This is a genomic window from Bilophila sp. T19-St14, from assembly GCF_059728385.1.
Genome location: NZ_BAAGFT010000001.1, coordinates 1755427 through 1769082, shown reverse-complemented (window position 1 = coordinate 1769082; position 13656 = coordinate 1755427). Strand labels below are relative to the sequence as shown.

Annotated in this window: 12 protein-coding genes; all 12 read right to left on the bottom strand. The window is 61.1% G+C overall.

What is annotated here, in order from left to right:
• Nucleotides 1–174: 174 nt before the first annotated feature.
• Nucleotides 175–1563, bottom strand: a complete 1389-nt coding sequence (locus tag AC6I1V_RS07620) for a sigma-54 interaction domain-containing protein (protein WP_302552111.1) — start codon at nucleotides 1561–1563, stop codon at nucleotides 175–177.
• A gap of 190 nt (nucleotides 1564–1753) precedes the next feature.
• On the bottom strand, nucleotides 1754–2689 hold the full coding sequence (gene hpsH, locus AC6I1V_RS07615) for a (2S)-3-sulfopropanediol dehydratase activating enzyme (protein ID WP_302552084.1): 936 nt from the start codon (nucleotides 2687–2689) through the stop codon (nucleotides 1754–1756).
• 107 nt (nucleotides 2690–2796) lie between these two features.
• Nucleotides 2797–5289 (bottom strand): (2S)-3-sulfopropanediol dehydratase, encoded by a 2493-nt coding sequence (gene hpsG, locus AC6I1V_RS07610; protein ID WP_302552085.1) that lies wholly within the window; start codon nucleotides 5287–5289, stop codon nucleotides 2797–2799.
• Between the two features lie 726 nt (nucleotides 5290–6015).
• Nucleotides 6016–7476, bottom strand: coding sequence for an acetaldehyde dehydrogenase AdhE (adhE, locus tag AC6I1V_RS07605; protein ID WP_337431904.1), 1461 nt, complete (start codon nucleotides 7474–7476; stop codon nucleotides 6016–6018).
• A 151-nt stretch (nucleotides 7477–7627) separates the two neighbouring features.
• The gene (locus tag AC6I1V_RS07600; protein WP_005024909.1) at nucleotides 7628–7924 is read right to left on the bottom strand and encodes a EutN/CcmL family microcompartment protein; all 297 of its coding nucleotides are present in this window, start codon (nucleotides 7922–7924) and stop codon (nucleotides 7628–7630) included.
• Between the two features lie 129 nt (nucleotides 7925–8053).
• On the bottom strand, nucleotides 8054–8332 hold the full coding sequence (gene eutM, locus AC6I1V_RS07595; protein WP_005024910.1) for an ethanolamine utilization microcompartment protein EutM: 279 nt from the start codon (nucleotides 8330–8332) through the stop codon (nucleotides 8054–8056).
• 88 nt (nucleotides 8333–8420) lie between these two features.
• Nucleotides 8421–9413, bottom strand: coding sequence for a phosphate acetyltransferase (gene pta, locus AC6I1V_RS07590; RefSeq protein ID WP_486854058.1), 993 nt, complete (start codon nucleotides 9411–9413; stop codon nucleotides 8421–8423).
• Entirely contained in the window at nucleotides 9413–10180 is a 768-nt protein-coding gene (locus tag AC6I1V_RS07585; RefSeq protein ID WP_302552088.1) for a cobalamin adenosyltransferase family protein, read from the bottom strand. The genes pta and AC6I1V_RS07585 overlap by 1 nt, the downstream gene beginning before the upstream one ends.
• Nucleotides 10181–10213: 33 nt before the next feature.
• On the bottom strand, nucleotides 10214–11140 hold the full coding sequence (locus AC6I1V_RS07580; protein WP_486854057.1) for a EutQ-related cupin domain-containing protein: 927 nt from the start codon (nucleotides 11138–11140) through the stop codon (nucleotides 10214–10216).
• A gap of 92 nt (nucleotides 11141–11232) precedes the next feature.
• The gene (locus tag AC6I1V_RS07575) at nucleotides 11233–11637 is read right to left on the bottom strand and encodes a BMC domain-containing protein (protein ID WP_302552090.1); all 405 of its coding nucleotides are present in this window, start codon (nucleotides 11635–11637) and stop codon (nucleotides 11233–11235) included.
• Nucleotides 11638–11655: 18 nt separating this feature from the next.
• Entirely contained in the window at nucleotides 11656–12213 is a 558-nt protein-coding gene (locus tag AC6I1V_RS07570; protein ID WP_009733378.1) for a BMC domain-containing protein, read from the bottom strand.
• Nucleotides 12214–12274: 61 nt separating this feature from the next.
• On the bottom strand, nucleotides 12275–13612 hold the full coding sequence (locus tag AC6I1V_RS07565; protein WP_302552091.1) for a 4Fe-4S dicluster domain-containing protein: 1338 nt from the start codon (nucleotides 13610–13612) through the stop codon (nucleotides 12275–12277).
• Nucleotides 13613–13656 lie beyond the last annotated feature (44 nt).

Sequence of the window (13656 nt, the reverse complement as noted above, 5' to 3'; positions counted from 1 at the left end):
TGGTGGGGTTGAAAAAGGCACCTCCGGGAAACTGCCGCCAAGGGACAGCCCCCGGCGATCCCGAAAACCTTATTCTGTCCCATTTGCGAAAGTCTTTGAAGAGGAAAGGGGGAGGTTTGGAGGGGGGAAGGGGAAACTTTCTCCAGAAAGTTTCCCCTTCCCCCCTCCAATTTCTCATTCCCCTCCATCCTTCTCAGAATGCAGCTTCCTGAAAATGGTACTGCGGTTGACCTTGAAGACTTCGGCAACCTTCTGGACGGAACCATGCACCTTGAGGGCCTTGCGGAGGATGCCGCGCTCGATGTCGGCCATGATGTCCTTGAGGGGGCGCTCATAGTTGATGCCGTCGTCAGGGAAAAACAGCTCCTCATTTTCGTTGCCGGTCATGTGCCGGGGCAGGTCCTTGACGGAGAGCGGGCCGTGATCCTTGGTGATTACGATGCTGTGCATGAGGTTCTGGAGCTCGCGCACGTTGCCGGGCCACGAGTACTGGCGCAGGGCTTCCATGAGGCCGGGCGTGAGGTTCATGTGCTTGCGGTACTTGGAGGTGAACACGTTCAGAAAATGCGTCACGAGGGGCTGGATGTCGTCGGGGCGCTCGCGCAGGGGCGGGATGTTCACTACGGCCACGTTGAGGCGATAGTAAAGATCGCGCCGGAAAAGGCCCTTTTCGACGCGTTCCGCAAGGTTGCGGTTCGTGGCGGCGATGATGCGGACGTTGACCTTGCGGGGCTTGGAGGAACCCACGCGCATGATCTCGCCGTCCTGAAGCACGCGGAGCAGGCGGGTCTGCATGGCAAGGCTCAGTTCGCCGATTTCGTCGAGAAATACCGTACCGCCGTCGGCCATTTCAAAATAGCCGCTCTTGCCCTTGTTGCCCGCTCCGGTAAAGGCCCCCGGCATGTAGCCGAAGAGCTCCGATTCGGTGAGGCTTTCGGAAATGCCGCCGCAATCCACCTTGAGGAACATCTTTTCCTTGCGCGGGCTGAGCTCGTGCGTGAGGCGGGCCACCACGTCCTTGCCGACGCCCGTTTCGCCGAGGATGAGCACCGTGGCGTCGGAACTGGCGAACCGTTCCACAAGGCTCATGACCTCTTTCATTTCGCGGCTTTCAAAGACGGGGACGAGTTCGCGGGTCTGTTCGCGGGCAAGGAAGGCGAGGCGGTCGTGGAACTGCTCAATGAGTTTCTTCTGGGCGGTCATCTCCTCCTGAAGCTGGGTCAGGACGGTGATGTCGCGGGCAAACGTCACGACAAGGCACAGCTGCCCCTTGTCGTCGAAAACGGGATGCCCGGTCAGAACCAGGCGTTTCCCGTTGGCGAGCTGCTGGACGTGGGTGGCCGGTTTTCCGGTCTCGACGATCTGCGGATTGACGACTTTGTCGAACGTCCCCTGCTGGACAAGCGTACGGATGTTTTTGCCCCGGATTTCCCCCTGCCGCAGCCCGGTCAGGGTTTCGTACATTTTGTTGACGAACAGGGTCGTCCCCTCCACGTCGCTGATGAAGACACCATCGGAGAGGGTGTCGAGGATGCTTTCAAAATGGGGGGCAAGGGACTTCATAGAAGCGTTTTCCATAGGCATCGCGGGAGAAATAAAATGATTGCAGGGGAATTGATTCCCCCATGCTAGTGCCTGCACGCAAGAACGTCAAGGTGTGCGCGGAAACGGGACGGGAAGATGGCAAGAAAAACAAAACCCCCGCCCGGCTTACCGGGCGGAGGCATCTTTTTCAAAGGGAGAGGGGCGGAAGCTATTTTTCTTCCGGCACGGCGCCGCGGGTTTCATCGACGATCCGCTGGATGCGCTGTGCGACGCCGTCGGGCAGGCTGACATCGCCCATGGCGTATTCGCGGCTCAGGAAGTCGTACTTCTGGGTTCCCAGACGGTGGTAGGGCAGGGCTTCATAGCCGACATTCTCATAGCCCTTGAGGAATTCGCCAAGGGCGTGGGCAAATTCGTCATTATCGTTGAAACCGGGAATGACGGGCGTACGTACTTGGACATGCAGGTTGGGGAACTCGGTGATCAGCTTCTTGAGGTTGCTGAGGATGAGCTCGTTGCCGACGCCGGTGCCTTCACGGTGCTTTTCGCTGTCCATCTGCTTGACGTCGAACAGGACATAGTTGAGGTACTGGGCGGCTTCCTTGAGGGTTTCCCACGGAACGCAGCCACAGGTTTCGACGGCGGTTTTGATGCGGCGATGGCGGGCCTCCCGGAGCAGCGGGAGAGCGATGTCGGCGTGCATGAGGGGCTCACCGCCGGAAAGGGTCATACCGCCGCCGGAGCGGGCATAGAACAGGGCGTCCTTTTCCACTTCCTTGAGGATCTGATCGACGGTTTTGTTTTCGCCGTAGATGATCATCCCCTGAGCGGGACAGGCGTGGGCGCAGTCGAGCGTCTTACAGGCGTCGCATTTGCTGCGGTCGAGCGTCAGCGTGCCGTCTTCGTTGACGGTGATGGCGTCGTGCTGGCAGGCCTTGATGCAGCGATGGCATCCGATGCAGCGGCCCTTGTTATAGGCGACCTGCGGGTGCGAGGCTTGGGATTCGGGGTTACTGCACCATTTGCACGACAGGGGGCAGCCCTTCAGGAAGACGATGGTCCGGATGCCGGGACCGTCGTGAACGGAATATTTCTGGATATTGAAGACGGTTCCGGTCGCCTTTCTATCTTCAAAGGAACCCATGGACTACCTCTTTTTTTCTGAGCGTTAAAGTTGGAAATGGCGGGCCAGATAACTCCGGCCCGCCATTTATTTAATCATTCATCCTGCGTACCGCAAGCGGCCCAAACTTACATCTGGTCGTGGCCGGTACGGGCGATGAGGTCGTTCTGCAGGTCGGGGGTCAGGTCGACGAAGTAGGCGCTGTACCCGGCGATGCGGACGATGAGGTTGCGATACTTCTGAGGATCCTTCTGAGCCTTCTTCAGCGTATCGGCGTTGATGACGTTGAACTGGATGTGCCACAGCTTCAGGTCGCACCACGTACGGATGAACTGCACCAGCTTTTCGGTACCGGCATCGCCTTCAACGCACTTGGGGGTGAACTTCACGTTGATCAGACGGGCAGCACGGGCGCGCATGCCGTAGTTCTTCGTGTTGTGGTTGGAGAGCAGGATGGCGGTGGGGCCATTGTGGTCGGCGCCGTGGGACGGGGAAGAACCGTCAGACAGCGGGAACCACGCCACGCGGCCGTTCGGGGTAGCGGAAACAACCTTGCCGAAGGGCACGTGAGAGGTGAAGGGCACGTAACGGGCGTCGTTGTTGATGCCCATTTCCTTGCCATACTTGGCGGCGAAGGCAACAGCCATGCGGTCGAGTTCACGGCCGATTTCGTCGGCGTATTCGTCGTCGTTGCCGTAGCAGGGAGCCGTGCGGAGAAGCTGCTGGATGTCTTCGTAGCCTTCAAAGTTGGCTTCGAGGGCGTCGATGAGCTGATCCATGGTGAGCTTCTTGTCTTCAAATACGAGCTTCTTGATGGCGGCCAAGGAGTCGATGACGGTGCCGAGGCCCATGAATTCAAAGTAGCCGAAGTTCAGGCCTTCGGGGATCTGGGGCTGATGCAGGTCGATGCAGTGCTTGCGGCAGAGGGCGTGCAGCACGGAACCCATGGGCTGGGCGAAGTGCTTGGCGCGGGTCTGGATAACAATGTACTGCTGGATGAACGTCGTGCGGAGCAGGAGCATATGCTGCTGCACGTAGGCGTTCCAGAATTCATCCCAAGTCTTGAACTTACGGGCGTCGCCGGTCGGGATGCCGAGCTGCACGTCGCCGTACTTCTTCATCTTGCCGTCATACAGGGTCATTTCAACGGCGGAAGCGAAGTTGGTGTAGGCGCCGCCGGAGGTGTAGGTGTCGCGGTTGGGCATACGGATTTCGATGCAGCCGGACACGGCGTAGTCAAGGGCTTCCTCAAAGGTAGCGCCCTTGGAGACGTACAGCGGGATGCATTCTTCGTCGTTGCACAGCTTGGGGAAGCCGGAGCCGAACTTGATGGTTTCGGCGACGTCCCACAGGTAGCGTTCAGGGGCGCGGCTGTGGATACGGGCGGCGAGGTCGGGGTAGTGCAGCGGGAATTCGCGCTTGGACTTCAGGAACAGATAGGTCAGATCGTTGGTCGCGTCGCGGCCGTCCGGGGTCTGGCCGCCAATGGTGACGGCTTCCCAGTGAGCGTAGCCTTCGTTGAAGGCGCCGCCGGCGGGGGAGATGTACATGTCGATGAACTCGGCCATGCCGACCCACATGCATTCCAAGTATTCCAGAGTCTTTTCATCGGTCAGGGTGCCGGCTTCCATGTCCTTCTTGTAGAAGGGATAGAAGTACTGGTCCATACGGCCGTTGGAAATGGTGGTGCCGGTCTTCTGTTCCAGACGAGAGAACATCTGGGTGAAGTACTGGGACTGAACGGCTTCGTAGAAGTCGCGGGCCGGGTTGGCGGGCACGTGTTCGGCGTTTTCAGCCATGCGGATGAGTTCGGCCTTACGAACCGGATCAGCGCAAGCTTCGGCGGCCTTGCGGGCAGCTTCGGCATGGCGCTTCGCCCACAGGATGATGGCGTCGCACACGAGGATGGTGGCTTCGATGAAGGGGCGCTTGTCCACCTGATCCACGGGGGAAGCGGGATCAAGAGCGGCCAGCTTTTCTTCCATTTCCTGCTTCAGGCCATTGAAGCCGCGCTTCAGCACCACTTCGTAGTCATGCACCCACTGGATGGAGGAACGGAACGAAGAGGTTTCGTTGACGATGAAGCGGGAGATGAGGCCGTCGGGATCGTCGTAGGTCAGCTTGTGAACTTCGGGGGGAAGAGCCTTGTTCAGGGCTTCATGATAGGTGCGGCCCTTCCAGAAGGGAGCGATCTGCTCAACCACGATCTTGGCGTCTTCGGGGCTGATGGAAGCCGGAGACTGCGGACGAGTGGGGAGGTCGCGCACGGCGATGTCGAGGAAGTCGCCGTCGAGTTCGGGATACAGGATACCGTAACGGCCGTCATGACCGCCGCAACGGCCGAGGAGGAGCTGATCGTCCTGCACCATGACGGTGATGTTCTTGGCAACGTTCATCAGAGCCTTGGCCCAGCGGAGAACCAGAGGCTGGCCCACGGTTTCAGACATGGACTGGGTGAAGTACAGGGCGCGTTCCACGTCGATAGCGGGCTTCTGGCCGTCGAAACGTTCCAGCAGCTTGAACACGCGCTTGTGGGATTCGCGATAGATATCTTCTTTACCGGCGATCTTGTCTTCGAGACGTTGCTCATGAGGCGATTTGATTTCAGCTACCTGAGTCATGTCACTTCTCCGTGTAGGAATTAAGGTTGTGTTATGATGTGTGGAGCTTTCCGGCGAACCGCTCGGAAGTTCTCGTTCCCTTCTTCACTTGTCTTGCTTAGAATAAAGCAAGGGCCGTGCCAGAAAGGTTAGAAAAAATGTTTTCCTGTTATTTTACATGATTGCGGAAGAGAGGATTTTGGAGCCTTTTTGTGTGAATGGGAGTAGTCGCAATTTTGCATCACTTATTAGGAATAAACCGCAAATAGCAGACATCTTATGTTGCATTTTTGCGACAGAGAGGGGTTTTCCTGCAACCTTTGCCCGTTTTCGGGCAGTGAACAGAAACAATTCCTGACAACAGTTTTTATCTAATTGATATTATATGATAAAAAACTCCCTTTGAAAGAGGAGGGGGAGGTTGGGATAGAAAAGATGATGCAAAAATGCGACACGGGAAAAGTTTGTTTTGTGAAAAAAAGAGTTTTAAAAAGCCTTCCCACAAGCTGGAACTATCGGAAAAGACAACCGATCCGAGCTGGGCCGCATCATTTCCCAAAGGCAATCTGTGCCGAGGAAGGGCATAAACAGGAGCCTTATAAGCGCAAAACCCTTTAAAACTAGACAAGTGGGCATGGAAAAAGGAAGAAAGGCTTTCTCCTCAAAGGCTCCCGCTGCCGTACATCCCCATAATAAGAAAGGGGGGAGAGGCCCAGCCCCTCCCCCCACAAAAGGCATACGCTACAATCAGACGATGCGGAAGTTGTCCACAACGCAGCAGCGGCGCAGACGCACGAACGAGCGGGCGCAGGTCACACCTTCACCGGTGGGGGTGGAGATGGTCATGGTCGTCCAGCCTTCGCCACCAGCGCCGAGGGCGGCGAGGTGCGGGCCGTTCTTGACGAACAGGCTGGTATTCATGGCACGGGCCATCTTGTCCATGTTGTCGATGTTGCGGGAGTGCATGCCGGCGGTGTGGGACAGGCCGCGTTCGAGGATGAGGGCCCATTCAATGGCCTCATCCACGTTGGCGGCGCGCAGCACCGGCACAACGGGCATCAGCTGTTCCACGCGGGCGAACACATGGTTGATGTCGCGCTTCACGTCCACGATGAGCAGACGGCAGCTGTCGGGCACGTCAATGCCGGCGGCCTTGGCGATGACGGCGGCGTCACGGCCGACCCATTTCGGGTTCGGGTTCGGAGCCTTGCCGCCTTCAACCTGGGGATAGTTGCGCAGAACCACGCGGGCCACGGCGTCAGCCTGTTCGAGGCTGATTTCCACGGCGCCGATGGCCTTCATTTCGGCCTTCAGCTGATCGGCGATGGAATCCACGGCGATGATTTCTTTTTCGTCGGCGCAGATGATGTTGTTGTCGAAGGAAGCGCCGTCATAGATGCTGCGGGCAGCGCGGGCGATGTTGGCGGTTTCGTCGACGACGACCGGCGGGTTGCCGGCGCCGGCGGCGATGAGGCGCATGGTGGCGACCTTGCGGGCCTGGGCCACAACAGCTTCACCGCCGGTCACCACGAGCAGCTTGATGCGGGGATGCGAGAAGAGCTCCTGAGCCACTTCGATGGTGGGCTCCTTCACAGCGACAAGCAGGTTGGCGATGCCGGTAGCTTCGATGATGGCCTTGTTCAGAACCTGAATGGCCGTCTGGGAAGCGCGCTTGGCGTTGGGGTGGGGAGCGAAGACTATGGCGTTGCCGCCAGCGATCATGCTGATGGCGTTGTTGATCACCGTGGCGGTCGGGTTGGTGGAGGGCGTCACGGAAGCGATCACGCCCCAAGGAGCGTTTTCGATGAGGGTCAGGCCCATGTCGCCGGAAATGGCCATGGGGGAGAGGCATTCGGTGCCGGGAGTACGCTCGCAAACGAGGATATTCTTGGCAATCTTGTCGCTCACGCGGCCCATGCCGGTTTCGTTGTGGGCGATTTCAGCGAACGACTTGGCGTTTTCAAGGCCGGCCTTGCGGATGGCGGCGATGATTTTGTCACGCATGGCGACGGTGCTGATCTTCTTCTGAGCGACTTCGGCGGCCTGCACGGCGTCTTCGAGGCGGTCGAAGAGGCCGAAGTCGCCGCAGTCGCAGCCGCAACCGCCGGCGGCGACAACGGTCGTAGCAGCCGCAGTGGGCTGATCGGACATCATCTTTTTCAGAACTTCAACGACAATGCGTTCCACATCTTGTTGGCGCACGTCCATATCTATACTCCTATGCTGGAAGCCGGACCCCGCGGGCCTTTGAGAACTGCCGGGCGGGGGGCCTGTTTTTTCTGTTTGTCACCCTCGTCAGAAAACGAGGCAGAGCGGAAAACCGCGGCTTTCCGTAGGGGCGGTGAGCCGCCCACAGGGGCTATTCCCCCTGATTTTTGCGATAAATAGCTGCCTTACCTGCATTTACATGGTCGACGATGCCGACAATGACCAGATCCAGAGGCGCATCTTTGTCGATGGCAAAACGTGCGGAACTGCCGCGGGACACGATAACCCATTCGCCCTCGCCCGCGCCGATGGGATCGGCGGCGACTTGGGAGCGGCCGATGGATTCACCCTTCTCATTGAGCAGATCAACGAGGAGCAGCGAGTTGTACGGCAAACCGGGGCACCGGACCGTGGAAACGACCTGACCAATGACTTTTGCAAGTTCCATGTATGTCTCCGTTCCCGGAAGACGGCCTTCCGGGAGCATTCCGTAAGGAAGCTGACGGCCGTGCCGGGGCATGAGGCCCCGGCAAGACCGACGAGCAGGGCTTAACCCAGCTTAAGTGCGCGGACGAGCTTACTTGCGGCTCAGGGGGAACACGGCTTCCAGGTCCTGATGGGGGCGAGGAATGACATGGACGGCCACGAGCTCGCCACCCACGCGCTGCACAGCGGCGGCGCCGGCGTCGGTAGCGGCTTTGCAGGCGGCCACGTCGCCGCGGACGAGGGCGGTCACATAGCCGCCGCCGATCTGTTCGTAAGAAACGAGCTGCACGCGAGCAGCCTTGACCATAGCATCAGCGGCTTCGATGAGACCAACCAGACCACGGGTTTCGATCATGCCAAGAGCGTCCATTGTGAACTCCTTTTAGGATTGTTGTTAGCTTGGTTACCCGGAACGGAACGATCGGGTAACGCGTTACCGTGTTGTGTGCCGTTCCGTTTTATTGCTGTCCTCCGCGGTTCATGCCCAAGCCGACGACACTGATTTTGTAGATGTCGTCGCTGCTGCATCCCCGCGAAAGGTCATGCCAACCGTGCGCAAAGCCCTGGAGCAGGGGGCCGAGGGCCGTCCAGCCGCCGAAGCGCTGCGCGATTTTATAACCGATGTTGCCGGCTTCAAGGGAGGGGAACACGAACACGTTCGCGCTCCCGGCGACCGGGCTTCCCGGCGCCTTGAGCCTGGCGACTTCGGGCTCGACGGCGGCGTCCAGCTGGAGTTCGCCGTCCACGAGCAGATGGGGTTCACGGGTCTTGATTTCCTCAAGAGCCGCGCGCACCTTGTCGACGCGTTCATGCTTGGCGCTGCCCTTCGTGGAGAAGGAAAGCAGGGCCACACGGGCGTCGTCGCCCATGACGCGCTTGTACACTCCGGCGGTGCTGATCGCAATGTCCGCAAGCTGCGCGGAGGTGGGTTCAGGAATGACCGCGCAGTCGGTGAACATGCAGACTTTGTTGTCCTTCAGCATGAAGAAGAAGCTCGACACGGTCTTGCTTCCGGCTGCGGTGCCGATCATGCGCAGGCCGGCGCGGATGACGTCGGCCGTGGAGGACAAGTTCCCGGCAACGCCGATTTCGGCTTCACCGCGGCGGACCATGAGGGCGCCGGCGGCGAGGGGGTTCTTGACGGCTTTGACGGCTTCCTCTTCCGAAATGTCCTTGCCCTTGGCCTTTTGGATCGCCATGTACTCCGCGGCGTTGTGCTGAAGCAGGGCCTGGTTGTACGGGTTGACGACCTGAAGGGAAACGCCGGTTTCGCCGCTTTCCTGCAGCGCGGTGCGTACCTTTTCGGGGTCGCCGATGAGGATGGGTTCGACGAGGCCTTCGCGGATCAGTTTGGCGGCGGCGGAAACCACGCGCCGGTCTTCACCGTCGGAGTAGACCACGACACCTTTCCGGGCGCGGCATTTTTCGAGGCAACGTTCGAACACGCTCATTACAGACCAACCTTGCTGATGTCGCGGCCGGATTCGGCAACGACGGTCAGGAGCATGAGGACATAGATGGCGCTGCTCAGGCGGTTCAGGGACGCGAGGATGTCTTCGCGTTCCATGCCGACCTGCACATAGGCCACTTCAACTTCACGGGCCTGGGCGCGCAGCCAGTTGAGCAGCGCGACGTTCGGGCCGAGGGCCACGTCAGGGACAATGTGGCCCTGACCGAGGTACTTCATGGGATCGTGGGAGACGAGGCGGATGGCTTCGGCGTTCATGCCGCACAGGGACTGCGCGGGCACGGCTTCGCCGGAGACTTCGGCCTGAAGGATCTGCCACAGCCACACGTTGATGTCGGAAAGGCCGTTCCTGAGGACGGCGGGGAGCTTGTTGTTGCCGTCGAATCCGGTCTGCACCAGCACCGTGCTGGAAATGAGGGTATCCAGCTTGCCGCGCAGGAAAATGCGCGGGTGGGACTTGGAGACGACCGTATCGGCGTCAAGGTAGGTTCCATCGGGGAACGAGGCCTGTTCGGCAGCCGGAGCGGCCGGAGCGGCGGGAGCCTCTTCCGCAGCGGGGGCCGCGGGTTTGGCTTCCTCGACAGGCGCCGCTTCCACGGTGCACTGACCGGGCAGGATCACGCGGCAGTTGCGGCTGCGCAACAGCTCCGTGGCCGCCGGAGTCAGGCGTTCGCCGGCCTGAAGGCGAAATTCGCCCCCCTGGCCCAGCTCGCAACGCTGTCTGACATCTTCTTCGGTAAGAAAGATCATGATTGTTTCCTTCGTTATGGTCTAGGAACGCGGCTAGGCGGCTACCGCGACCGTGGCGCACCGCACGTGCCCGGAAGAGGAGAGCTCCACTTCCGTGCCCGCAGGGATGCTGAACACGTCGCCGTGGACCGCGCTGAAGGTCGTGCCCTCAATGCTCAGGTTCAAGTCGCCTTCCAGCACGACGAGCACTTCCGTACGCCGGAACGTCCAGGAAAACGAGAGGTTTTCCCAATCCAGATAACCCACGGAGGCGGCATCCCCTTTGGCGGGGGAAAGCACGTCCATGACGGCCACACTGTCCTTCGCCGGGGAGCCTCCCCAATACTGGGCTTTGCTGTCGACGTGGGTGACGCCTCCAGCCTGCCTGACGCCGGGGCGCACCTCTGGAGCCGCACAAGCGCCCATCTCGGCAAGGACGGAGGCGATCAACCGATCGATCAACGCTTCGTCGGCGGTTCCCGCGGGAAGGGCCGACAGAACCCCGCGCCGGATGGCGACGAGGAGGTCATCGGAGCCCTGTTCCGCCGTACTGGGAGCCGCCACGGCCTCGGCGGCCATGGGGTTGCTGCCGGGCGTGAACACGACCGGAGGCACCGGCTGCGCCGCCGGAGCGGCGGACGCGGTCAGGGCCTGCGTCAGCGGAACCAGCACTTCCTGCAACTGCCGGGCGGCGGCCGCAAGCTGATCGGCGGCCAATGCCGGCGTGGGGACGTGTACAGGCTCCCGGTTGGCGGGCACTTCTGCCGGAACCGGGGAGATCGGCGGGACGGCCTCCGCCTCGTGCCCCGCCGAAGCGGAAGATGGGGCGGCGGGCGCTTCCGTCGTCAGGGTTATGCCGTAATGCCGGGCATCGTCCTGAGCCTGCTGGGTGACGATGTCGCCCTTGGCGTAGACGATGACCGACTCGCCGGCTTTCCATGCGAGCCGGACCGTTTCGGCGGTGATGATCTGTTTGGTCATGCCCCAATTCCTTTAGGTGGCGTGCGGCGTATCCTGTGCAGGGCGGCACCGTTTCCCGGAGCCTGCCGGCACGCCTCCGTTACGCGAAACGACTACTTCTTGGCCTTGCCCTTGGGGGCCTCTTCGGCGGCGGGAGCGGCTGCTTCGCCTTTGGCCGCGGCCATGCGGGCCAGCTTTGCGGCCTTGCGGGCGGCCTTTTTCCGCTTGATGTCCTCAAGCATGTCCATGAGGGAGTCGGGTTCCTCAGCGGGGCTGGGGATGATGTTGTAGCCGTTCAGGCCGTTGAGGCTCTGGGCGAGCAGGGCGCCGGTTTCCACGGCGGCCTGGCAAGCGGCCACGTCACCCTTGCAGATGACGCAAACGCGCAGCCCGTCGACCTTGTGCGCAGCGATGATTTCCACTTCGGCGGCCTTGGCCATGGCGTCGGCCACCTGAATGGCGATGACGAGGCCGGCGGTTTCGACGAAGCCGAGGGAAGGTTTATATTCCAAACTCATAGATTACTCCTGACTGCCTTAGGCAATCTGCTCGAAGACGGTTTCAGCCGGGCTCGGGATGACGACCTTGCTCACGAGGAGGCCGCTTTCGGCGGCGGCCGTGGAGCCGGCTTCGACGGCGGCGTTGACTGCGGCCACGTCGCCGGTCATGAGGGCATAGCCCTTGCCGCCGAGTCCGAGGGCCACGCGGACGTCAAGGAGCTGCACGTCGGCAGCCTTGACGGCGGCATCGGACGCCACCACGATGGAGGCGGCGGAGAAGGTTTCGATGATGCCGAGCGCGCCGCGTTCCGTGATGCCCGTGGCGCCGGCGAGGGCGCCGATCACATCCCGGTGGATGTTGGGGATGATGAACCAGTCCACCAGCGCATCGGCATGGGTTTCGCGTCCGGCGTTCACGGAAGCGGATACGGCAGCCACGTCGCCGGTCACGGCGGCCACGAACTTGCCGGGGCAAATCGTCTTGAAGAACAGCGGATCGACCTGAGCGGTTTTCACCATCTGGTCAGCCGCGTCGATACCAGCGGCAATGCTGTTGAATTCCACCATTCCTACGGCTGTGTATGATTCAGACACAGGGCCTCTCCTTTTTTGTCAGGGGGCGGGCCGGCCGCCCCTTTCCGTATCGTGTTGCAGGCTACTTGCCGATGACGACGGCGCCGTCGACGCTCTTGACCACGCCGTCCATGCTGGCGTGAATGCGGGCGCCGAGACCCTGTTCGGGGATTTCACCAATGACGTCGCCGCACTTGACGCGATCGCCGGCCTTCACCACGGCCTGAGCCGGAGCGCCGATGTGCTGCCGCAGCGGGATACGCACTTCAGCCGGGGAGAGCGAGCCCAGATCGTTGGTGGGCAGCTCCATGTAGCGGCTGATGCCGATTTTGTTGACCAGGCGGGGCACGGGCACCCGGCGGAATTCACGCCACTGGGTATAGGCTTCGTTCACGTCGCGGCTGCCTTCATACTTCATCCCGGCCGCGCGCAGCTCATTCTTGATGGCCTGATTGATGCGGCGGGGGGACAGGCCCATAGGACAGGCCACATGCTCGCACACGCCGCAGTCGCAGCAGAGGAGCGCGAGCCTGCCGGCTTCGGAGGTCAGCTCGGCGTTGCTGCCGAAGGCGCGCATGACGCGATGCGTTTCAAAGGGATGGCCGAGGAGATGGCGGGGGCACAGCTCGGAACAGCTGCGGCACTGGATACAGGCCGAAGCCGCGCGGCGACGCATGAAATTGAGGGGCGTGGTCGCGTTCCGGTGCAGGTAGTGCCCGCGGGGCAGGATGATGAGACCGCCGGAGGTCTTGGTGACCACTTCCTTGGCGAAGGCGTCGGCGCTGTCCACCATGCGGCCCATCATGGGGCCGCCGAGAACGAACACGGGATCGCTCACGGTGGGGCCGCCCGCGGCCTCAAGGCAGGCGGAAAGCGGAGTGCCGATCGGCACGCAGACGATGCCGGGCTTCTTCACTTCGCCGGTGACGGTCAAAAATTTGTGCGTGACGGGCTTGCCGTCAAGGGCGTGGGCCACGGACACGAGCGTGCCGACGTTGGCGACCACCGCGCCCACCATGAGGGGCAGGCCCAGCGGGGGAACGGAACGGCCCGTCACTTCGCGGACGAGGGTCTGTTCGTCCCCGGCGGGATAGAAGTTGGGGAGCAGCGCCAGCTCGATGGGCCGATTGCCGATGGCATCGGTCAGGATCTTGGTGGCTTCCTTATATTTTTTCTTCAATGCGATGACGCCGCGCTTGGCACCGGTGGCCTGCATCAGCTCGCTGAACGCCCGGACGATGTCGTTGGCGTGGTGAAGCATGTGATGCTGGTCGGTGTGCAGAAGGGGCTCGCATTCGCAGCCGTTGGCGATAACCGTGTCGGCGTCGGCGGCGTACTTGACGTGCGCCGGAAAACCAGCTCCACCTTCACCAACGATACCGGCCGCTTTCACCGCCGCTATGAACGCCTGTTTATCCATGCTATCCTCTCGTTACCCAAAACAGTTCGGCAGGCCGCGGCGCG

Bases quoted from the DNA above. Each gene is read 5' to 3' on its own strand.
- eutM (WP_005024910.1), bottom strand. From the start codon at position 8,332: ATGGACGCTCTTGGCATGATCGAAACCCGTGGTCTGGTTGGTCTCATC.
- AC6I1V_RS07585 (WP_302552088.1), bottom strand. From the start codon at position 10,180: ATGATCTTTCTTACCGAAGAAGATGTCAGACAGCGTTGCGAGCTGGGC.
- adhE (WP_337431904.1), bottom strand. From the start codon at position 7,476: ATGGACGTGCGCCAACAAGATGTGGAACGCATTGTCGTTGAAGTTCTG.
- AC6I1V_RS07600 (WP_005024909.1), bottom strand. From the start codon at position 7,924: ATGGAACTTGCAAAAGTCATTGGTCAGGTCGTTTCCACGGTCCGGTGC.
- AC6I1V_RS07575 (WP_302552090.1), bottom strand. From the start codon at position 11,637: ATGAGTTTGGAATATAAACCTTCCCTCGGCTTCGTCGAAACCGCCGGC.
- hpsH (WP_302552084.1), bottom strand. From the start codon at position 2,689: ATGGGTTCCTTTGAAGATAGAAAGGCGACCGGAACCGTCTTCAATATC.
- AC6I1V_RS07565 (WP_302552091.1), bottom strand. From the start codon at position 13,612: ATGGATAAACAGGCGTTCATAGCGGCGGTGAAAGCGGCCGGTATCGTT.
- pta (WP_486854058.1), bottom strand. From the start codon at position 9,413: ATGAGCGTGTTCGAACGTTGCCTCGAAAAATGCCGCGCCCGGAAAGGT.
- AC6I1V_RS07620 (WP_302552111.1), bottom strand. From the start codon at position 1,563: ATGAAGTCCCTTGCCCCCCATTTTGAAAGCATCCTCGACACCCTCTCC.
- AC6I1V_RS07580 (WP_486854057.1), bottom strand. From the start codon at position 11,140: ATGACCAAACAGATCATCACCGCCGAAACGGTCCGGCTCGCATGGAAA.
- hpsG (WP_302552085.1), bottom strand. From the start codon at position 5,289: ATGACTCAGGTAGCTGAAATCAAATCGCCTCATGAGCAACGTCTCGAA.